The organism is Streptomyces sp. NPDC020489 (assembly GCF_044386545.1).
Lineage (GTDB): Bacteria > Actinomycetota > Actinomycetes > Streptomycetales > Streptomycetaceae > Streptomyces.
In genome coordinates this window covers 1-18132 of record NZ_JBIRUZ010000026.1, presented here as the reverse complement: position 1 = coordinate 18132, position 18132 = coordinate 1, and the positions used below count along the sequence as shown (strand labels likewise).

Annotated in this window: 19 protein-coding genes and 1 pseudogene; 5 read left to right on the top strand and 15 right to left on the bottom strand. The window is 67.4% G+C overall.

Annotation, left to right across the window (positions count from 1 at the left end; genetic code table 11):
- Nucleotides 1–471: 471 nt before the first annotated feature.
- From ACH41F_RS40615 to ACH41F_RS40605, 3 genes are all read right to left on the bottom strand, one after another.
- Nucleotides 472–1476 (bottom strand): NADP-dependent oxidoreductase, encoded by a 1005-nt coding sequence (locus ACH41F_RS40615; protein ID WP_398839755.1) that lies wholly within the window; start codon nucleotides 1474–1476, stop codon nucleotides 472–474.
- Between the two features lie 208 nt (nucleotides 1477–1684).
- Nucleotides 1685–2287: a TetR/AcrR family transcriptional regulator gene (locus ACH41F_RS40610; RefSeq protein ID WP_398839754.1), complete on the bottom strand. Its 603-nt coding sequence runs from the start codon at nucleotides 2285–2287 to the stop codon at nucleotides 1685–1687.
- A 48-nt stretch (nucleotides 2288–2335) separates the two neighbouring features.
- On the bottom strand, nucleotides 2336–3331 hold the full coding sequence (locus ACH41F_RS40605) for an NADP-dependent oxidoreductase (protein ID WP_398839753.1): 996 nt from the start codon (nucleotides 3329–3331) through the stop codon (nucleotides 2336–2338).
- A 143-nt stretch (nucleotides 3332–3474) separates the two neighbouring features.
- Here ACH41F_RS40605 and ACH41F_RS40600 point away from each other — a divergent pair, with 143 nt between their 5' ends.
- Nucleotides 3475–3840 (top strand): TetR/AcrR family transcriptional regulator, encoded by a 366-nt coding sequence (locus tag ACH41F_RS40600; RefSeq protein ID WP_398839752.1) that lies wholly within the window; start codon nucleotides 3475–3477, stop codon nucleotides 3838–3840.
- A 174-nt stretch (nucleotides 3841–4014) separates the two neighbouring features.
- Here ACH41F_RS40600 and ACH41F_RS40595 read toward each other — a convergent pair whose 3' ends face one another.
- Nucleotides 4015–4161 carry a hypothetical protein gene (locus tag ACH41F_RS40595; protein WP_398839751.1) on the bottom strand — a complete coding sequence of 49 codons (147 nt, stop codon included), beginning with the start codon at nucleotides 4159–4161 and terminating at the stop codon, nucleotides 4015–4017.
- Between the two features lie 198 nt (nucleotides 4162–4359).
- On the opposite strand from ACH41F_RS40595, the gene ACH41F_RS40590 reads away from it, so the two are divergent.
- Entirely contained in the window at nucleotides 4360–5346 is a 987-nt protein-coding gene (locus tag ACH41F_RS40590; protein ID WP_398839750.1) for an STAS domain-containing protein, read from the top strand.
- Between the two features lie 320 nt (nucleotides 5347–5666).
- Here ACH41F_RS40590 and ACH41F_RS40585 read toward each other — a convergent pair whose 3' ends face one another.
- A complete protein-coding gene (locus ACH41F_RS40585) occupies nucleotides 5667–5957 on the bottom strand; it encodes a hypothetical protein (protein ID WP_398839749.1) in 291 nt (96 codons plus the stop codon).
- A 48-nt stretch (nucleotides 5958–6005) separates the two neighbouring features.
- On the opposite strand from ACH41F_RS40585, the gene ACH41F_RS40580 reads away from it, so the two are divergent.
- The gene (locus tag ACH41F_RS40580) at nucleotides 6006–7022 is read left to right on the top strand and encodes a nucleotide kinase domain-containing protein (RefSeq protein WP_398839748.1); all 1017 of its coding nucleotides are present in this window, start codon (nucleotides 6006–6008) and stop codon (nucleotides 7020–7022) included.
- Nucleotides 7023–7100: 78 nt separating this feature from the next.
- Here the strand turns inward: ACH41F_RS40580 and ACH41F_RS40575 are convergent, their stop codons facing one another.
- From ACH41F_RS40575 to ACH41F_RS40560, 4 genes are read right to left on the bottom strand one after another with little or no spacing between them, the layout of a single operon-like run.
- Entirely contained in the window at nucleotides 7101–7943 is an 843-nt protein-coding gene (locus ACH41F_RS40575; RefSeq protein WP_398839747.1) for a hypothetical protein, read from the bottom strand.
- Between the two features lie 52 nt (nucleotides 7944–7995).
- Nucleotides 7996–8913, bottom strand: coding sequence for an ImmA/IrrE family metallo-endopeptidase (locus ACH41F_RS40570; protein ID WP_398839746.1), 918 nt, complete (start codon nucleotides 8911–8913; stop codon nucleotides 7996–7998).
- Nucleotides 8910–9332, bottom strand: coding sequence for a helix-turn-helix domain-containing protein (locus ACH41F_RS40565; protein WP_398839745.1), 423 nt, complete (start codon nucleotides 9330–9332; stop codon nucleotides 8910–8912). The genes ACH41F_RS40570 and ACH41F_RS40565 overlap by 4 nt, the downstream gene beginning before the upstream one ends.
- Nucleotides 9329–9580 (bottom strand): phosphopantetheine-binding protein, encoded by a 252-nt coding sequence (locus ACH41F_RS40560; RefSeq protein WP_398839744.1) that lies wholly within the window; start codon nucleotides 9578–9580, stop codon nucleotides 9329–9331. The genes ACH41F_RS40565 and ACH41F_RS40560 overlap by 4 nt, the downstream gene beginning before the upstream one ends.
- Nucleotides 9581–9722: 142 nt before the next feature.
- Here ACH41F_RS40560 and ACH41F_RS40555 point away from each other — a divergent pair, with 142 nt between their 5' ends.
- Nucleotides 9723–10601 carry a nucleoside triphosphate pyrophosphohydrolase family protein gene (locus ACH41F_RS40555; protein ID WP_398839743.1) on the top strand — a complete coding sequence of 293 codons (879 nt, stop codon included), beginning with the start codon at nucleotides 9723–9725 and terminating at the stop codon, nucleotides 10599–10601.
- A gap of 50 nt (nucleotides 10602–10651) precedes the next feature.
- Here ACH41F_RS40555 and ACH41F_RS40550 read toward each other — a convergent pair whose 3' ends face one another.
- The 3 genes from ACH41F_RS40550 to ACH41F_RS40540 are packed head-to-tail and all read right to left on the bottom strand — an operon-like array spanning nucleotide 10652 to nucleotide 14449.
- Complete coding sequence (locus ACH41F_RS40550) at nucleotides 10652–11788, bottom strand: glycosyltransferase family 4 protein (protein ID WP_398839742.1); 1137 nt, start codon at nucleotides 11786–11788, stop codon at nucleotides 10652–10654.
- Nucleotides 11789–11799: 11 nt separating this feature from the next.
- Nucleotides 11800–13149: a hypothetical protein gene (locus ACH41F_RS40545; protein ID WP_398839741.1), complete on the bottom strand. Its 1350-nt coding sequence runs from the start codon at nucleotides 13147–13149 to the stop codon at nucleotides 11800–11802.
- A gap of 52 nt (nucleotides 13150–13201) precedes the next feature.
- Nucleotides 13202–14449 (bottom strand): nucleotide sugar dehydrogenase, encoded by a 1248-nt coding sequence (locus tag ACH41F_RS40540; RefSeq protein ID WP_398839740.1) that lies wholly within the window; start codon nucleotides 14447–14449, stop codon nucleotides 13202–13204.
- Between the two features lie 67 nt (nucleotides 14450–14516).
- Here ACH41F_RS40540 and ACH41F_RS40535 point away from each other — a divergent pair, with 67 nt between their 5' ends.
- On the top strand, nucleotides 14517–15290 hold the full coding sequence (locus ACH41F_RS40535; RefSeq protein WP_398839739.1) for a glycosyltransferase family 2 protein: 774 nt from the start codon (nucleotides 14517–14519) through the stop codon (nucleotides 15288–15290).
- Between the two features lie 139 nt (nucleotides 15291–15429).
- Here the strand turns inward: ACH41F_RS40535 and ACH41F_RS40530 are convergent, their stop codons facing one another.
- The 3 genes and pseudogenes from ACH41F_RS40530 to ACH41F_RS40520 form a co-directional block, all read right to left on the bottom strand.
- Complete coding sequence (locus ACH41F_RS40530; protein ID WP_398839738.1) at nucleotides 15430–16332, bottom strand: TauD/TfdA family dioxygenase; 903 nt, start codon at nucleotides 16330–16332, stop codon at nucleotides 15430–15432.
- Nucleotides 16333–16591: 259 nt separating this feature from the next.
- A complete protein-coding gene (locus ACH41F_RS40525; RefSeq protein ID WP_398839737.1) occupies nucleotides 16592–17842 on the bottom strand; it encodes an acyl-CoA dehydrogenase family protein in 1251 nt (416 codons plus the stop codon).
- Nucleotides 17843–17950: 108 nt separating this feature from the next.
- Nucleotides 17951–18132, bottom strand: a pseudogene (locus ACH41F_RS40520) (GAF domain-containing protein); the annotation flags it as partial.

Here is an 18132-nt window from a genome sequence, read left to right as displayed (position 1 = left end):
TATCTCCGAATCGAGCTGCCGGGAGGCCCTGTCCTCGCACACGGCAAGGTTGAATTCGCGTTCTATCGAAGGGTTGAACGTCCCCTGCCGACTCGGCGCCGAGCGGCTACTCCGGCGGTCGTGCCGTGGTCCGGCGCGGCACGAGTGTGGGGGAGAGGATCACCTGAGCCGACGGCCCGCCGCGATCGGCGATCCGTTCCAGGTGAGGCGCATGGCGGGCTCGTTCCTGACGTGATCCGCACTCTTCGTAGGCAAGTTGTCGTCCGGACCGTGCTGCCGGTAGGCGACGCCCACGCCGTGCACGGACGCGGCGCGGGTCGGCGCGTTCTTGTGCGACGACGGGGTGGGCGTGGGGGAGCCGGACGGTGCGTTCGTGATCGGGTCCTGGTGTGGGAGGAAGGAGCGTGGGGCGGGTTCTTCTCGTTGTGGCGGGCGGCGTTCTCGGCGTCCGGCAGGGTCGTTGCCCTGGGTTCACGTCATGGAGACGACGACCTTGCCGGCTTTTGCGCGGCCCTTTTCGACGTACTCCATGGCTTGGAGGGTCTCGTCGAAGGGGAAGACCTGGTCGACGACGGGGCGGATCTTCCCGGCGTCGATGAGGGCGGTGAGTTCGCGCAGCTGGTCGCCGCTGGCCTTCATGAAGAGGAAGGAGTAGGTGACGCCGAGGCGCTTGGCCTGGCGCCGGACCTTCGCGCTGAGCACGGCGACGCCCAGGCGCAGGACCGCGTTCGAGCCGAGTTCGACGGCGGTGGCCGGGTCGGGCGGGCCCGCGACGGAGATGGCCAGGCCGCCGGGCTTGAGGACGCGCAGGGACTTGGTGAGGGTTTCGCCGCCGAGGGAGTCCAGGACGACGTCGTAGCCGTGGAGGATTTCGGAGAAGTCCTGCGTGCGGTAGTCGATGACCTCGTCCGCGCCGAGTTCCTTGACGAGGCCGACCTTGGCGGTGCTCGCGGTGGCGGCCACGTGCGCGCCCAGTGCCTTGGCCAGCTGGATGGCGATGGAGCCCAGGCCGCCGGCGCCCGCGTGGATGAGGACCTTCTGGCCCGGCTGGACGTTCGCCCGCTCGACCAGGGCCTGCCAGGCGGTCAGCGCGACCAGGGGGAGGGAGGCGGCCTCGTTCGTGGTGAGCGTGGCGGGCTTGAGGGCCAGGTCGTTCTGGTGGACGGCGATGCGTTCGGCGAAGGTGCCGATGCGGTCCTTGTCGGGCCGCGCGTAGACCTCGTCGCCCACCGCGAACCCGGTGACGGACGATCCCGTACGGACGACGGTCCCGGCGAAGTCGTTGCCCAGGACGAGCGGGAGACGGTACGGCACGATCGCCTTCAACTCACCCTTGCGGATCTTGTAGTCCAGCGGGTTGACACTCGCCGCGTCGATCCTGACCAGGACATCCTCGGCGCCCACCTGGGGCTCGGGTGCATCCCCGGCGCGCACCGTGGTCGGGTCGCCGTACTTCTCGACCATGAAGGCCTTCATTGTTGTCTCCGTTCGTTCGGTCTCCCGCCTGAGCGGGAGGGATGTTCTGTCGGTGAGGGGTTTGTCTCGTTATGAGAAAGTTCGTGGTGTCTTCTGGTCCACGCGCTCCGGCGACGGCGGCCGGATGACCTGCCATGTGGGGATTCGGGCCGTGCCGCAGCCGAGGACTACCCGGGTGGTCACCTGGGCCTGAGGGCGGGGCCGCGCTTCAGCGAGGCAGCAGGACGTCGACCTGCCTGCGGATGTCCTGCACGATCTCCTCGACGCTCAAGGCGATGTTCACGCCTGCCGCCATGCTGAGGACCATCACGGCGGACATGATGTGTGCCAGCGTCGCGGCGTCGCCCTCCGTGACCCGATCGTCTCGGCGCAGCACGGTGGCGACGGCCTCCTCGGTCTGCGCGACGATGGCGAGTGCTTCGCCGTGCCGGGGCTCCTCGGGGGCGCCGAAGATGATCTCTCGCAGGTAGGTGCGTCCGTTGTCGGTCTGGTTGCGGTTGCACTCGACGATCGGCCGGACGATCGCCAGCACCGCGTCCAGCACGCCTGGGACGGTCTCGGCGTCCGCCCGGCCCTGCTCAAGTGCTTCGGCGTACTTGGCGTTCTGGACAAGGAGGAGGAGTTCGCCCTTGGTCTTGGCGTAAAGGAACAGGGTCCCGGTGCCGATGTCGGCCTTGTCGGCGATCTGCTGGGTCGTGACCTCGTCGATGCCGTGTTCGGCGAACAGTTCGCTGGCGGCGGCGACGATGCGGTCGAGTTTTTCCTGCTTTTTCCGCTCGCGCCGTCCGACTGACTGGGAGGCGGCAGACATGGGTGGTGTCCTTGTGCGTTCTGTGTCGCCCGTCGCGGTTGCGTCGGGTCAGCTGCTGGCGATGACGGCCTTGCCGCGGATGCCGCCCTGGGACAGGGACTGCAGCGCCTGCGGGGTCTGGTCGAAGCCGACCACCTTTCCCACGACCGGACGCACCACGCCCTGGTCGATGAGGGTGGTGATCTGGCGGAGCTGATCGCCGCTGGCGCGCATGAGCATGAACTCATACGTCACGCCGAGCTTCTTCGCCTGCTTGCGGATCTTGCGGCTCAGGACGGCGACCCCCAGGCGCAGCAACGGGTTGAGGCCGGCCTCACGCGCGAAAGTGGGCTCCGGGGGACCAGCGATCTCGATGGCTTTGCCGCCGGGCTTGAGCACCCGCAGGGACTTCTCGAGAGTCTCCCCACCAAGGCTGTCCAGCACCAGGTCGTAGCCGGTCAGGAGCTGCTCGAAGTCCTGGCTGCGGTAATCGATCACCGTGTCCGCGCCGAGCGCGCGCACGAAGTCCGCGTTGGACCCGCTGGCGGTCGTGGCGACGTGCGCCCCGAGGTGCGCGGCGAGCTGGATCGCGATCGAACCGACCCCACCGGCCCCGGCATGGATGAGAACCTTCTGCCCGGGCCGCACGTTCCCGCGCTCCACCAGCGCCTGCCACGCCGTGAGCGCCACCAGCGGCAGCGAGCCGGCCTCATTCATGCTGATCGAAGCGGGCTTGAGCGCCAGGTCGCCCTCCGCTACGGCGATGCGCTCGGCGAACGTGCCGATGCGGTCCTGGTCGGGCCGACCGTAGACCTCGTCTCCGGGCTTGAAGCCGCGCACCGCCGTCCCGACGCTGATGACAGTGCCCGCGACATCGTTGCCCAGGATCAGCGGCAGCTTGTAGGGCAGGACCTGCTTCAACTCACCGGCGCGGATCTTCTCATCCAGCTGATTCAGCCCGGCGGCCTCCACCCGGACGAGCACGTCGTGCTCCCCGACGATGGGCTCGGGGACGTCCGCCTCCTGCAGCGGCTCCTTGTACTTGGTGACGACGAACGCTCGCATGGGGCACTACTCCTTCTTCGTCCTGCTTATCCGGGCATGAGGCCAGATCGGCCAATTCGGCGTGCCATCGGGCCTCGCCTCACTCATTAACCCGACTGGACTCAATTATGAGTCAACTCAGAATTATTGTCAAGGGAGGTCCCATGGGACGCGGCCACATGCCGATCGGGCGCCGCGAGCGGGCCAAACAGGCCAAGCGTGAGCGCATCATGACCGCGGCCCGCGAACTGTTCGCCGAACACGGCGTCAGCGGGGTCACGACACAGCAGATCGCCCACCGGGCCGACGTCGCGATCGGCACTCTCTACCTGTACGCGTCCACGAAGGCCGAGTTGCTGATCATGGTGCAGAACGAGAAGTTCGCCGCCGCCATCGACTCCGGCCTCGCGATCCGCGCCGCGCAACTCGGCAAGAACATCCAGTCCGGCAGTGCGGACAACGAACAGCCGCAAACCCTGTCCACAACTTGGGCTGCGCCGCCCACCCCGCAGGCAGCGACGGATCGCTGACCGGCACGCCGCGCCTCGGTTCGGGCAGCGACGGGGGCGGTAAGAACATGGCCGACCCCTTCCACCAGCAGAGCCATGTCCTTGCACACCATCCGCCAGATGGCCCGTAAAGCCACGTCCGCGCGAGAGGGGGACCGTCGCCCGCGACTGACGCCCCACTGGCGGTCGCACCTTCTACCAGCGCATGCCGAGGACATCGAGATCCGCGCGCCGCTCGGCTGGCAGCTTGGCCGCACGGCGGCGGATGTTGTCCAGGAACGACCCGAGTTTGATCTCCTCGCCGTCAACGAGCTCGACGTGCTTGCGCGCCGGCTGCCGCACGGCGCCGGGTGTTGTCGAGGAACGACCTGAGTTTGATCTCCTCGCCGTCAACGAGTTCGACATGCTTGCGCGCCGGCCAAGCCCGCGCCGAAGGCGCCCTCCCGGAGGGTCCGCCGAGGAAGGCCGGGCGCATGGGCGGCCGGCGAGGTCGCCAGCACGCTGACCTGCGGTGGCCGAGGTCATGGTCGGGGTGTCCCCGTGCTGGACCTGGCCGGGGTGTCGTTCTGCGACTCGGCGGGGCTGGACGTGCTGCTCGGAGCGCCGCGGCAGGCGGATGCAATCGGGGCGATGCTGGTGCTGGCGCGTGTGCCCGAGCCGGTGCGGGGGGTCCTTGAGCTGACCGGAGCAGATCAGGTCCTGCGGGTATTCGACACGGCCGCAGACGCGGAAGCGCTTCAACGGCTGAGTCGCTGTGGCGGTCTCGTGGTCGGCGGCGAGGTCGACGAGACCGCGCAGGGTGAGGTGGGCTTCCGCGGGATGCGGCAGGGGCTGGTCGAGGTCGAGGGTGTACCGGTTGTGCCGGCCGATGCCGCTGAACCAGCCGAGGGCGTCCCCGTCGCGGCCGCCGGTCAGACGCCCGCACCGCGTTGCCGCCGCAGCCGACATCGGCCTCGGGGCTTAGAACTGTCGGGTGGCGACGGAAAACGCAGCCGGTGGAACCGGACTGCGGCCACCAGACCAGGGCAGTTGCCGGGGCACGATGTCATAGTGGTCCGGCTCCAGCGGATGCGGAAGGTACTGCACGGGCGACCGGTACCCGAAGTCGGGGACGGGCAAGTAGTCTTCCGGGCCCCGTCCACCGGGCACGGCCAGGCCGTCGGCTCGCCACTGCGCGTACAGGGCGTCGTAGATCGGGGTCGATGTGGCCGACAAGGGATCCATGAACCAGCCAACGGGAAAAGAGACGACGGAGATGCCATCGAAAACATGTCCGGACCGATAGTGGTCCGGCCCTCCAGATCGACAACTGGCGGTGGTTCCGCTGACTCTGGCCGTCCGGGGCTGGTCGCTGAAGGACATGAGGATGCCCAACTGTCGCCCGCGGTCTCACTTTCTACCAGCGCATGCCGAGGGCATCGAGGTCCGCTGTCAAGAAGCGGTCTTTCTGATCAGTGGGTGGTGGGCTGGCCTGCGTTGATCAGTTTGCGGCGCGTCTGCGGTCGGGTGATCGCGGAGCGTCATTAGCCGCGGTGCTTGTGCGTGCTGGGCTGGGCGGGGATCTGATCTGCGGCTGTGTCAGTTAGCTGGGGGGTGATCAGGTCGTGTCAGCTGCGCTGCGCAAGGTTCAGGTTCAGTGATCGTTGGTATGCACGGCGCATGGACAAGCCGCTTGCTTTCTAGGGGCAGGGTATGGCGGTGGCGGCTGGGGCACGCCTGTGTTCGAGTGTCGCCGGCGGATGGGCTCGCCTGTGGGTCGAGCTGCGGCGTGGGGCCAGCGGCTCGTTGGCTGGATGCCGGACAGCGTCGGGCCGCTCCGTGATGTGACCTGTGAGGGCCGTGGATCGTTATGGCGAGGCGACGCGGCGGGGGCCTGGCGTGCGCACGGCCGGTAGATCGTTTCGGGTTTCGTCGCTGGCGAGTGTGTCGGCTGGCAGGCGGCGGTAGTGGTGGAGCAGAGCGGCCACCTGCTCGGGCTCGACGTCGACGGCTGATACCAGCGCGGCCAACAGTTCGGCGCGGGAGGTGCGTTCACCGGCTGCTGCAGCCGCGCGGACCAGGATGTTCAGTCTGCGGTCGATGTCCTCGGGCCAGAGCACCGAGGTCGTGCGGCGCGGCTGATGGCACAGCAGCTCCATGTCTCCTCCTCGGTGACAGTCGGCATATATCGAATATATATTGCGTGCATGGTGACGCTGCTGCAAGACCGTCAGGTTCCCGCGCGACCCGGTTCTGCGCCGGGAACGGTGCGGGTGGGAGACCGGGAACTGCAGCCGACGCCGGTCTTCGACACCTATTGGCGTTTCGCCTCGGCCCGGCAAGCTGTGTATGAGGCTCGTCTGGCCCGGCGAGCCCAGCCGTGGACCGATGATCCGATCCTGGCCAGGCACCGGTTCACCAACTGTTACCGCGCGGCTGACCGGGTCAGCCAGGCTGTGATCGGCGACGTGATCTACCAGGGCCCGCAGGAGTGGGAGGACGTGTTCTTCCGCACGCTGCTGTTCAAGATTTTCAATAAGGAGTCCACCTGGCAGCTGCTTCTCCGCGAGGTGGGGGAGGTGCGCTGGGAGACGTACGACTACCGGGTCTACGACCGGGTGCTGTCAGCGGCGTTTGCCCGGGGAGAGCGGTTGTATTCGGCTGCCTACATCGTGCCTCCGCCGCAGCTGGGTGAGGAGCGCAAGCACCGCAACCACCTGCGGCTGCTGGAGATGATGATGACCACCGGCGCGCCGGATCGCGTGCAGGGGGCAGCTGCGATGCGTGAGGCATACGAGGTGCTCCTCGGATACCCGGCGCTCGGCCCGTTCCTTGCGTACCAGTTCACCGTCGATCTCAACTACGCGCCGCAGCTGGGGTTTTCGGAGATGGACTTCGTCGTGCCCGGCCCTGGTGCGCGTGACGGCATTCGCAAGTGCTTCGGTCCTGCCGCCGACGGCATCGAGGCCGATGTCATCCGCTACATGGCTGACACCCAGCAGGAGCACTTCGCCCGTCTGCAGCTGCCCTTCGAGGGGTTGAAGCGGCGACCGCTGCAGCTGATCGACTGCCAGAACCTGTTCTGCGAGGTCGACAAGTACGCGCGGGTGGCCCACCCAGACATCGCCGGCATCAGCGGCCGCAGCCGCATCAAACAGACCTATCGGCAGGACGCGGCGCCGCTGCGGGCCTGGTTCCCGCCCAAGTGGGGCCTGAACACCTAGGGTCGGGCTCTCGCCGCTGCGGGCCTCGTCCGATTCACCGCACGTCAATTCTGCACGCAGATGTCTTGCAGGCGAGGATCATGTGCCAAGGCCGAAGAGCGGTGTGGTGAGGGAGTGCTGGAGGGCGCCGAGTTCGGACTTGGTGCAGTCGAGGCGGGCGCATCCAGCCATGACGGTCAGGGTTCCCGGGGTGAGTTGGGCGTGGCGGGCGACCCAGGCGCACAGGTGTCCCAGGGCGAGATAGTTGCCGTAGGCGCGGTCGAACATGTAGTGGCTGCGGTAGTAGGCGGCCAGGTGCACGGTGTCGGTGGTGCTGTCGAGCTGGAAGGAGCAGTGGCTCAGGCAGGGGAAGTCCAGCGTCTGCGTGTCTAGGGCGGCAGCCCTGATGACGGCCTCGGTGCCCGCTGCGGTCTGCGGCGGTTCCTCTTCCCATGCCTCGTCGTCGTCCGTGACATGGGCGGTGCCGGCCTCGTAGACGGCGCTCCATTTCGCTGAGGTGCGCAGCTTGTCCAGGCGCTGGATAACGCGGGCGAGTTGGTCGACCGGTTCTGGCTTCTCGGTCGTGCCCGGGTAGGCGACGAGCCGTCCGAAGTAGGTGCCGTGGGCGTTGCGCCTGATCTTGCTCAGCCTCGGATAGAACGTGCGGTAGCGGTTGGTGAGCTCGTCGTGGGTGGTGCAGGTGGCGGCGAGTTGGGCGGGGAAGAGGGTGTTGACGACCGTGTCGATGGGGTAGAGCGGCGTCTTGGTGCGTGCGGAGCGCAGCCGGTCCAGTTCGGCGCGCAGATGCGGGTCTTCCCGTAGGGGATTGGCGATGCGCACCACGGTGTGGAAGGCCTTCTTGCCCGGTATCTCGGACAGGCGAGTGCAGGCTTCCAGCCATCCACGGGAGAGGTCCGGGGCGTCGACGGTGAACGTGTGCATCGGCTCGCTCCTGATTGGAGGGTCGGTGGGTGCCGTGCGGTGGTGCGGGCCGTCAGGCCCAGAAGCGGTCGGCCCCTTCACGGCCGGGAGTGCGCCGCAAGATCACGCGGAACACTTCCGCGCTGTCGGTGGTGGCCGTCACGGTGCTGCCCGCGACCAGTTCCTGCGTCACCCACGCCGCGCGGCCCTGTTCCGGTGCGGGTACCGAGCTCAGGAAGGAGAGCTGGTCGGCCGTGTCCGGCGGTGTGCTGGTCAAGCCTGCGGGCAGGTGGTCGTAGCGCGCCCCGGGGACGGTGAGTAGCAGGCAGTCGCCGGCGGTCACGTGCAGGGTGGCGGCGTGCGCGGCGGGCTTGAGTACGTGGATGTGCGCCTGCGGTCCGAGCGGCAGGCCACCGGCGAGTTCCGCTTTGAGGACGCCGGGGGAGTGCTTCAGCCACACGGCCTCGGTGGCTCGGTCGATCATCTTCAGCCGCACCAGGTGGCGCACGGTGGTGGCGTAGGGGGTGCCCAGCCAGCGGGCCATCCGGTAAACGTCCAGCGGGGACTCGGGGCGCGCAAGGCCGCAGCGGGCCAGGGCGGCGCGGGCAGCGGGGCGGGGCATCAGGAACCAGGAGGCGAAGGCCTCGGCCTCCCGCTCATGCTGCGGCCATCCCTCACCCCACCGGCCGGACGACTGCTCCTGGTGATCGATGCTTGTGCCGTGGCCCATGCGGTGGTGGCCCAGTTCGTGAGCGGCCGTGTGCCGCATGCTCACCTCCTCCAGGCCTGTGTTGACCAGGCATCCCGGAATGCCCTGGCTGCCGTCGATGTACAGCCCCAGCAGGCCGCCCAGCTTCTGACCCATGACCTCCACGCCTGTTCGGCGCAGCGCGCCGAACACGTCGACGTAGTCGTCGACTGCGGCGGCGAGCGCCTCGTGGGCCTGTGCGACCGCGATCATCGCGGCGCCGTGGGCACTGTTCCAGCTCACGCACCGCCCTCCGCCCCCTGAGGCGGGCGCGAGCCGCCCGCCTCCTCTTCCTCTGCTTGTTGGCGGGCCTGCAGGTACTGGATGAACTTCGCCACCTCGATGCGGTCGCCTTCGCTCAGCGGCCGTGCGGTCCGCGGTAGCCCGGCTAGTGCGTGTTCCCCGGCGTCGGCTGCCTCCTCCTCGTCGAGGAAGTAGGACGCCGGCAGCCGGTACAGGCGGGCGAACTTCTGCAGCTCCATCACCTCCACCTTGCGCACACCGCGTTCGATGTCGCTGACCGCCGATCGGACGATGCCGGTGCGCTCGGCGACCTGTTGCTGGGACAGTCCCAGGTACTCGCGGGTGGCCTTCAGTCGCTGGCCCAGCCGGGCCCGCTGGTCGGTGTCGGTATCGATGTGGGACGGCGCCTTGCCGCTCATTGCTCGTGCTCCTTCGCCTGCATGGTGTCGTATACGGTCTCGGCGAACGCCCACACCGAACGCAATGAGCGTCCGGCCTCGGCGTCGGCCGGGACGGAGACCTCGAAGTGCTGCTCAATGCGCGCCAGTATCTCCATGATCAGCACCGAGTCGACTGGTAAGTCCTGTCCGCGGGCGGCCAGTTCCTCGTACACGTCGTTGCGTGGCCTGTCCTGTTGCTCAGCCAGGAAATCGATCACGATGTCCACGATCTCCTGGACGCTGTGCGACGGCATGCTCTGCTTCTGGCCCTTTCGCTCAACTCCGGGACAGGCAGCCCGGCCTGACCTACTGTAGAGCGGTGTCGGGAAATCCGACAGACTTGTTGGAAGATCCTTCATGGGAGTGTGCGTGCACCTGGCTCGCTATCAGCAAGCAGCCCTCAAGACGCTGCAGCCCGCCGCCGAAGGAGCCGACCCGGTTCTGATACCCCTGTTCGGACTCGTCGGGGAGACCGGCTCGGTGGCCACCGCCTACAAAAAACGCTTGCGCGACGGCGCCGACGCCGGCTCGTCCAAACAGCAGCTGCGCGAGGAACTCGGCGACGTCCTCTGGTACACCGCCACCCTCGCCCACCTCCTCGGCCTCGACCTCGAGGACATCGCCGCCGCTAGCTTGGAAAAGACCAAAGACCGCTGGCGCGCCACCCCCGACGACCAACGCCCCCGCTTCGACGCCGACTACCCACCCCACGAACAGCTGCCCCGCCACACCACCGTCACCTTCACCCCCACCCCAAGGCCCGCCGGCCGCACCGTCATCGCCCTCACCCGCGAAGACGGCACCCCAGCCGGCGACCCCCTCACCAGCGCCAGCCACATCGAGGACGACTACCGCTTCCATGACGCCTTCCACCTCGCCCACGCCGCCGTCCTGGGCTGGTCACCCGTCAGCCGCTTCCTGCTTGGCTGCAAACGCCGCAGCCGTCCCGGCGTCGACGAAGCTGAAGACGGAGGGCGCGCTATCGCCATTGAGGAGGGCATCAGCGCCCTGGTCTTCTCCTACGCCAGCCGTCACCACTACTTCGAAAACGTCCACCACGTCGACCATGAACTGCTCATCACCATCGACCACATGACCGCCCACCTCGAAGTCAGTGTGCTGCGCGCCGCCGACTGGGAGAAAGCGATCATGACCGGCTACGCCGCCTGGCGGAAGCTACGCAAGCATGGCGGCGGCTGCCTAGAGCTGGACCTCGACGCTCAGACACTTACTTTCATCGAACCCTGAGGTCGCCCGAGGGCGCCGACACATGCCCAGAGGGATGGGACGCTCCCGTCTCACGGGCTGGGTCTCGAAGCTGCGGGCTTGGAGGTTATCCGAAGCGTCAGTTCGTGAAGTTGGCGGGCGGTGGTGGCGATGTCGTATTGGCGGGTGTTATCGAGGGCCGTCTTGTTGAGGGTCTTGCGCCGGTGGGGGTTTTGGGCTGTCTCGTCTAGGGCCACGGCCAGTGAGCGCGGGTTGCCTGGGGTGTAGGGGATGCCGGCGCCTCCGAGGGTTTCTCTCACGCCGAGGAGATCGGAGTAGATGACCATGAGGCCGTGGGCTTGGGCCTCGATGAGGACGAGACCGAAGGCCTCGAGGCCTGTGGTTGTGAAGACGTAGGTGTCAAAGTCTGGCAGGCGGCGCCATACTTCTGCGCGGGGCAGGAAGGGTTCAAATCGGACGCGGTCCTGGAGTCCGAGTTTGATAGCCCGCTGTTCCAGCGGCTCCCGTAGGGTTCCTTTTCCGATCACGGTCAAGTGGTGCGGCTGATCAGTTAGAGCGAGGGCTTCGATTGCGGTGATCGTGGATTTGTTGTCGTCCAGCCGGCCGGTATGCACCAACTGGAGCGGTCCGGTTAGCGAAGGCTGTTGTTCGCGTGTCCGAGTGTCGCTCAGGGGGATACCCCATGGGATGACGGTGAGGCGATCGGTGAAGCGGCGGCCCGTGAGGTGGTCGATGCGGTCGGCGAGAACGCAGGTCGGAGCTACGATCGCGGCGCTTGCGGCAGCGACTTCGTTCATGGCCTGTCGTTCGGATGCGCTGCGCTGGGCCGCCATCACCTCGGGGCCGTGGGCGATGGCGATGATCGGGATGCTGTCGGCGGCTCGGGTGAACGCCAGGCTGAGAGCGAACCCGAGGTACTGGGCGTGGATGGCGTTCGGCTTGATCTTCTCAAGGAGCGCACCGACCTCGCGCGTCAACTCGTCGACGTAGGTGTCGAAGTCCGGGCCGTGAGGGCGCTTCGTCGTGGAGAGGGTGATCAGCTGATCGAACGCAGCCTGCCACGCCTGATCGACGGGCGACCTGCCCAGGAAGGTCGTGTGGATGTCAGACATCGCGCCGTAGAGGTCGTTGACGAGGATCATGCTCCCGGACGATGGCTCGCAGGGGCGGTTGATGCCGGTCAGGATGTTCAGGAGTTTGGTGGCCATGCGGAACTCCATCAACTGCCCGTTGGATGGGAAACCAGGTCGAGTCGTGATTCTTCGGTGGTGTTCTGTGTCTCGCGTTGACGAGGTGGTGCCCACCACGAGGCCAGGTGCGGTGTGAGGATGGCCGTGAGTTCCTCGGTCGGGTGGAGGTAGCCCTGGGCGTCTCGTTCTGCCGCCCATGCTCTGACTGCCGACCGGGGGTAGACGGGATTGATCCCGATTTCTCCCTTGGGGAGGATTCCGTTGAAGGGGGTGGGGATGCCCTCGTTGTTCCAGTAGTCCCATGCCTCCAGGGCCTTGGCTTTCTCAAAGCAGTGGTACAAGTGCCGATAGCGGGGCATGTACCGGATCTCCCGGAAGATCATTTGACCGATCAGTCCGGGCGCGGCTTTCCGGAGCGTGTTGAGATCGGCGCCTTGGAAGGTGACCGATGCCGCGTCCTGAGATGGGTGCAGTGCGGTCTGGGCGAACAGGTGGGACAGCCGTCGCCGGACGTACTCGGCGACGCCCGGGCCCAATGCCGGTTCCATGCCTTCGATGAGCTGGACGAGCCGGTGATGGCGCGGATTGAAGCGGGCCAGGTCGAACAACTGGTCCATGCTGTCCACGGCGGCGAAGGCGAGTCGTTTGTAGAGCCAGTTGTTCAGTTCTCCTGCCTGGGCGTAGGTCTTGGTCTCCGGAGTAGCGGAGTGGAGCATCAGGTATTCCGATACGACCTCGAAGTACAGGTAGCCGAGGAACGGCACGTGGAGTACCGCGTCGGACAACTGGTCCAGGAACTCGGATGCCGGTGTGGCGTGGCCGACGGCGTTGCGCAGGGCGATGTCGAGGAACACGGCCGCGGCGCGCAACCCGTCCAGAACGGAACGGTGGAGCTGGTCGTTCTCGGCCGGCGTGAGAAAGCTCTGGTAGCGCAGGTAGGTTCGCAGGTGGATGGCACCGAGATGCAGGTAGTCGACACCCTTGGGCCGGATCGCGGCATCGGGGGTGACCTCGAAGACCATGGGCGTGGTGGAGGGTTTCGTCCGCATGAGGTAGGTGCCGAGGTTGTGGGGGCGCAGCCCTTGGCGCTGGCTGGCGAGCGGCGAGCAGTACAGGGCTCCGATCAGGCATCCGGTGGAGACGTGCAACTCCCCGCTGGTGCGGATGGCGTCGATGTCCTTGGTGGTGTGCAGCAGGTACATCGGCTGTCCGCTGACGAGCGCCGCGGTCATGGCGTTGTGTCGTATCAGCCAGCCGTTGGGGGTTGAGCACTCCAGGTAGCGGCGCCAGTCACTCTCGCTTTCGGCCAGCGAGGTAGGAATTCGGCGCTGCGCGGGCGTGGTGTAGTCCGTGTGGGCGTGTTCCCATTCGTCGCGCAACGCAACTCCCGGGATGGATGAGTGGAGGCGTGGCTGGCGAGATGTCGAGTGACTAAAGAGTCTCGACATTCGCTCCGGAAAGGCGATTTCGGCAGTCGAGTACATAGGTTGCGCATGTCTTGATCATCGGGAGGTCGAATTGCGGGTGGTCCATGAGAAGGATCACTGCATCAGCACCGGCTACCTCGTCGGGGCTCGCATCGACCCGGGGCACGTTCAGCTTGGTGTCGTCGCCGTCCGGGAGGTTGGGTTCGGCGCCGCGAACCTCGGCGCCGAGGTCGATGAGAAGTTCGGCGACACGTGCCGAAGGGGAGTTGCGGAGGTCAGTGGCGTTGTACTTGTAGGTCAGGCCGAGCAGCAGAATCAGGGACCCCCGGACGGGCATGCCGCGCTTGCCGAGTGCCTCCACGACGCGTCGGACGACGTAGTTGGGCATGTGCCGGTTCACGTCGGCGGCGAGTTCCGCGAACCGGAATGGGACGCCAAGCTCCTGTTGTGCCTTCCACGAGAGGAACATCGGGTCAACAGGCAGGCAGTGCCCGCCGATTCCTGGCCCCGGGGTGAACCGTGTGAATCCGAAGGGTTTGGTGGCGGCGGCGTCGATCGCCTCCCAGATGTTCACGCCGAGGGCGGTGGCCAGCATCGCCATCTCGTTGATCATGGAGATGTTGACGAACCGGAAGGTGTTCTCGATCAGCTTGGCCAGCTCGGCGACCTTCGGCCCGGACACCGGCACCGTGGTCTGAAAGATGCCGTCGTAGAAACTCTTGATGGCACCGAGTGACGTGGCGTCGATTCCGGACACTATTTTCGGCGTCTCGAACGACCAGCGCTTGTTTCCGATCCGCTCGGGACTGAAGCCGGCCAGGAAGTCCACCCCACCCTTGAGGCCCGACACCTCTTCCAGGATCGGCACCAGCAGCTCCTCGGTGGTGCCGGGATAGGTCGTGGACTCCAGAACCACCGTCGCACCGGGGCGAAGGTGCTCGCCCAGCGTCCGGGCGCAGGATTCGATGCAGGTCAGATCAGGCACACCGTCCCGCAGCGGGGTCGGCACAGTGATCACCGCGATGTCGAAGCCGGCCAGCGCAGAAGCGTCCCCGGTCGCACAGTAGGCCCCGGACTCCAGCACCGCGCGCAGCCGCGAGGAGTCCACGTCCCTCACGTAGGACTGGCCGGCGGCGAGCTGCTGGACACGGTCCGTATCCACGTCGTAGCCGACGACTCGGTGACCCACCTCTGCGGCGCGTACGGCCAAGGGAAGCCCCACGTAGCCCTGACCAGCGACGACTATCTGCATGGCAGCTCCTACTCGATTGCGGTGCTTGAATGGACCGTCGTTTCCTGATCTGGCAAGGAGAAGTGCTGTGCCCCTGGTGTCTGTCGTGATGCCCGTGTACAACTCGGCAGCGACCCTCGGCGCAGCCGTCCGATCGGTGCTCACCCAGACCCACAGCGACCTGGAGCTGCTGGTCACCGACGACCAGTCCTCGGATGGCTCTATGGACCTGCTGCGCGACTTCGCGAAGCAGGACGAGCGGGTCCTGCCGGAGTCGGCACCCGAACGGGGCGGTGCGGGCCGGGCCCGCAACCTCGCGATCGAGCGGGCCCGCGGCGACTACATCGCCTTCCTCGACAGCGACGACATGTGGCTGCCGGAGAAGACCGAGAAGCAGCTCGCCTTCGCCGCGGAAGGTGATGCGCCGCTGACGTTCACCTCGTACTTCAAGATGGACGCCGACTACGACGGCGAGAGCACCGACTGGGTCCCGAACGGGCGGGTGGTCCGTGCGCGAGAGCATGTGGACTACCGCGCGATGCTGGTCCGCGACCACATCGGTGCGCTCACCGCCATGTACGACCGCCATGTTCTGGGCACGAGGCTGATGCCTCAGATGCGCAAGCGCCAGGACTACGCCCTGTGGCTGTCGATCATGCGGGACGGCGCTGACGCCCGGGGCCTGGCTGAGCCGCTTGCGGTGTACAGGGCCCACCAGGCGGGATCGCTGTCCTCCAACAAGCTCTCGCTCGTGCAATACAACTGGACCCTGTACCGCGAGCACGAGCATCTCTCGCTCCCGCGAGCGACGCGAGCACTGGCCGGCGCTGTGTGGCAGTCGCTGAGCAACGCGCGCATTTAGCTCCGTGCACGGGCCCGGAATGCCAGGTGCACAATCGTTTCCGGGGGTTCCCGGCCGGGCCCCGCCTGGTGGCCGTGCCACGCGCTCGAAGGCTGGAGCCGGAGGCGGGACCTGGTGGGTCACCGGTGCCACCGGCCGACTACGCGACCGAGCCGTCGCCGACCCTCGCACGCAGGAACAACTGCAGGAGCAGCCGTCGGTCGGCGACCGGGACGGTCTCCTGACCGCCGTGGAGCGCCTGGCGCCCGTGCAGGAAGCGGCGCTGGTTCACGATGAGGTAGTCCCCGGACTGGAGCATGAAGCAGACCTGCCCCCGGACGAGCTCCTCCGCAAGCTCCCTGGCAGCGTCGGCATGTGCCTGGCCGAGCTGGGACCGCTCCAGCATCTTGGCGGTGAACCGAACGAACCCCTCGCCCGGTTCGGCGCCGTCCAGGATCGGAAACGGCTTGTACTCCTCACCCACGCCGAACAGATCGAAGAAGGTCCCGTAGTGGTAGGCCGACTCGGCCAGCAGGGCGCGGCTGTCCTCCGATAGCCGCGCCACCGCCGCGTGGGCGTCGGAGAGGATGCTGGGGCCGCCGCCGAGTGGGTCGCGGCGAACGCACAGCAGCGTGGTGAAGTCCGGGGGCAGGGTCGCGTTCACCAGGTCCATGTGGAACGCGTTGTACCCGATGCCGCTGGACTTGCCCGGGTCCTTGTCGACCTTGACCCCGATGTCCTTCCACAAGGGCCACCGTGGGAAGGGTGAGAAGGGGACGGCCACCTCGGCGGCGAAGCCCATCACCAGCCGCAGGAACCGGTCATGGCGAGTCCCCAGTGCCTTGGCGAGATTTCCCAGGCGCAGCACGGCGTATCCGCCGCCCACGCCGTTCAGCGCGTGGCGCAGGGCCGCAGTGGTCTCCTCGAACTGCGGGGTGGCCGTCAGCTCGGTCCGATACTCCGCCATGGTGGACTGCGCCAGGAACGAACCGTCCAGTTCCCAGGGCGAGAGAGAACAGTCGATCAGAGAGGCTTCGAGTTCGTTCGGGATGTCGATGAACACGCGCAGCTTCCTTCTCTCTTGAGGCTCTCGAGGTGGATCTTCCTGCATCGCTAGAGCGTGGAGCCCGGGTGCCGGTGCTGCTCGGGGAAGCCCAGTTCCGGCACCCGGGCGTGGGGCCTTGTCCCCCGGATCGCCGACCTCCCGGGGGACAAGGGTGTGGGGCCCCTGGCGCCGGCCGTGGGGGAACGGGATCGACGCCAGGGGTGCAGGGCCCGCGCGCGGCAGGGGAGTGACAACAGAGGATGCCGCGCGCGGGGGTTTATGCGGCGGTGGGTTGGCCTCTGGCCGCCGGGCTGGGGGTGACTGCCATGTGCTGCGACCAGTTGGTGGTGGGGGTGCCCAGGGCGGTGTTGGCGAGGTGGATGCGCTGGAACTCGCCGGTTCCGGCGGGGGCGTAGGTGTGCTGGATATCGCGGAACAGGCGCTGGAGCGCGTAGTCGCCGTCGAGTGCGTGGGCGCCGTGCAGTTCCATGGCGTCGCGTCCGGTGGCGGCGGCGAGTTCATGCCCGGTGTGTTTCGCACTGATCAGCACGCTGTCGCACGGCACGCCCTGATCCAGCAGGTGCACAGCGTGATAGGCGGTGCTGGTGGCGTGGTGCAGGCGGGCCTGCATGGCGCCGAGGCGGTCGCGGACGACGGGGTGGTCGGCGAGGCGGGCGCCGTAGCGTGGGCGTGCTTGCAGCCATCGTGCGGTGGTGGCGGTGAAGGCTTCGTGCAGGCCGAGGCTGAGGGCGGTGAGGTTGGGGCGCCCGTAGACGATGCTGCTGCTCTGCGCGACGTGCAGACCTTGGCCGAGTTCGCCGAGGATGGCTGTGGCGGGCACGCGGACTCGGTCGAGGATGAGGCGGCTGGCGCTGAAGCCGTGCAGGCCCAGGCGGGCCCGGTGCGGGGCCAGGCTCACGCCCTTGCGGTCGTGTTCGACGAGGAACGCGGTCAGTGCCCTTGAGGCGGTGGTGTCGGCCGGTGCGGTGCGGGCGACGACGACGTGCAGGCCAGCGAGGTGGCTGTTGCCGATGTGGAGTTTCTCGCCGCTGATCACCCACTGGCCGTTTCCCGCGGGGACGGCGATCGTCTCGATGCCGCCGATGTGCCCGCCGGTGTCCGGTTCGGTGACCGCGATCGACAGCAACACCGTCCCGTCGGCAGCGCCGGGCAGCCACTGGGTCTCTTGTTCGGGGGTGCCCCAGTGGCACAGGGCGCCGACGGGGATCAGGCCGGCTTGCAGGATGGCCGCCGCGGCTGCGGAAACCACGGCCAGGCGGTGGACCAGGATCGTGCGGGCGACATGCCCGGCGCCCATACCGCCGTATGCGGGCGGGATGGTGATGCCGAACCAACCGAGCTTGCCCATGAGCTCGGGCAGCATGCGCTCCACCGTGTGCGGGGAGGCCTCCATACGCTCCACGCGCGCGGCGACGTCGCCGGTGGCGAACGCCTCGGCCTTCTCCCACAGCTGCAGGTGAGCGTCCGTCAGGAAGGGGGCCAGTGCGGCGGGTGGGGTGGTGGGCATGTCGTCTCCCTGTCCCTGAGCGAGGTCGCCGGGTGCAGTGCGCCCGGGCAGCCGGGCGGCTGGTGGGGCGGAGGTGAGGATGAAGGCGGGGTGCGGGGTGGGGACGGGTCAGTGCGCGGGTGCTCGGACGTTGAGGGTGTGGATCACTGTGTTTCCGGTGTCCTTGACGATGTCGAGGAGACGCTGGGCCTGGGCCAGGGGGCGGGGTTCGGGGTCGATGACGCACACCGTCCCCCACGCGATACCGGTGTCCGTGTCGATGAGAGGTGCTCCGAAGTAGGAGCGGATGC

Coding starts and splice junctions, on each gene's coding strand:
- ACH41F_RS40615 (WP_398839755.1), bottom strand. CDS start 1,476: ATGAAGGCCTTCATGGTCGAGAAGTACGGCGACCCGACCACGGTGCGC.
- ACH41F_RS40610 (WP_398839754.1), bottom strand. CDS start 2,287: ATGTCTGCCGCCTCCCAGTCAGTCGGACGGCGCGAGCGGAAAAAGCAG.
- ACH41F_RS40605 (WP_398839753.1), bottom strand. CDS start 3,331: ATGCGAGCGTTCGTCGTCACCAAGTACAAGGAGCCGCTGCAGGAGGCG.
- ACH41F_RS40600 (WP_398839752.1), top strand. CDS start 3,475: ATGGGACGCGGCCACATGCCGATCGGGCGCCGCGAGCGGGCCAAACAG.
- ACH41F_RS40585 (WP_398839749.1), bottom strand. CDS start 5,957: ATGGAGCTGCTGTGCCATCAGCCGCGCCGCACGACCTCGGTGCTCTGG.
- ACH41F_RS40580 (WP_398839748.1), top strand. CDS start 6,006: ATGGTGACGCTGCTGCAAGACCGTCAGGTTCCCGCGCGACCCGGTTCT.
- ACH41F_RS40575 (WP_398839747.1), bottom strand. CDS start 7,943: ATGCACACGTTCACCGTCGACGCCCCGGACCTCTCCCGTGGATGGCTG.
- ACH41F_RS40565 (WP_398839745.1), bottom strand. CDS start 9,332: ATGAGCGGCAAGGCGCCGTCCCACATCGATACCGACACCGACCAGCGG.
- ACH41F_RS40550 (WP_398839742.1), bottom strand. CDS start 11,788: ATGGCCACCAAACTCCTGAACATCCTGACCGGCATCAACCGCCCCTGC.
- ACH41F_RS40540 (WP_398839740.1), bottom strand. CDS start 14,449: ATGCAGATAGTCGTCGCTGGTCAGGGCTACGTGGGGCTTCCCTTGGCC.
- ACH41F_RS40525 (WP_398839737.1), bottom strand. CDS start 17,842: ATGCCCACCACCCCACCCGCCGCACTGGCCCCCTTCCTGACGGACGCT.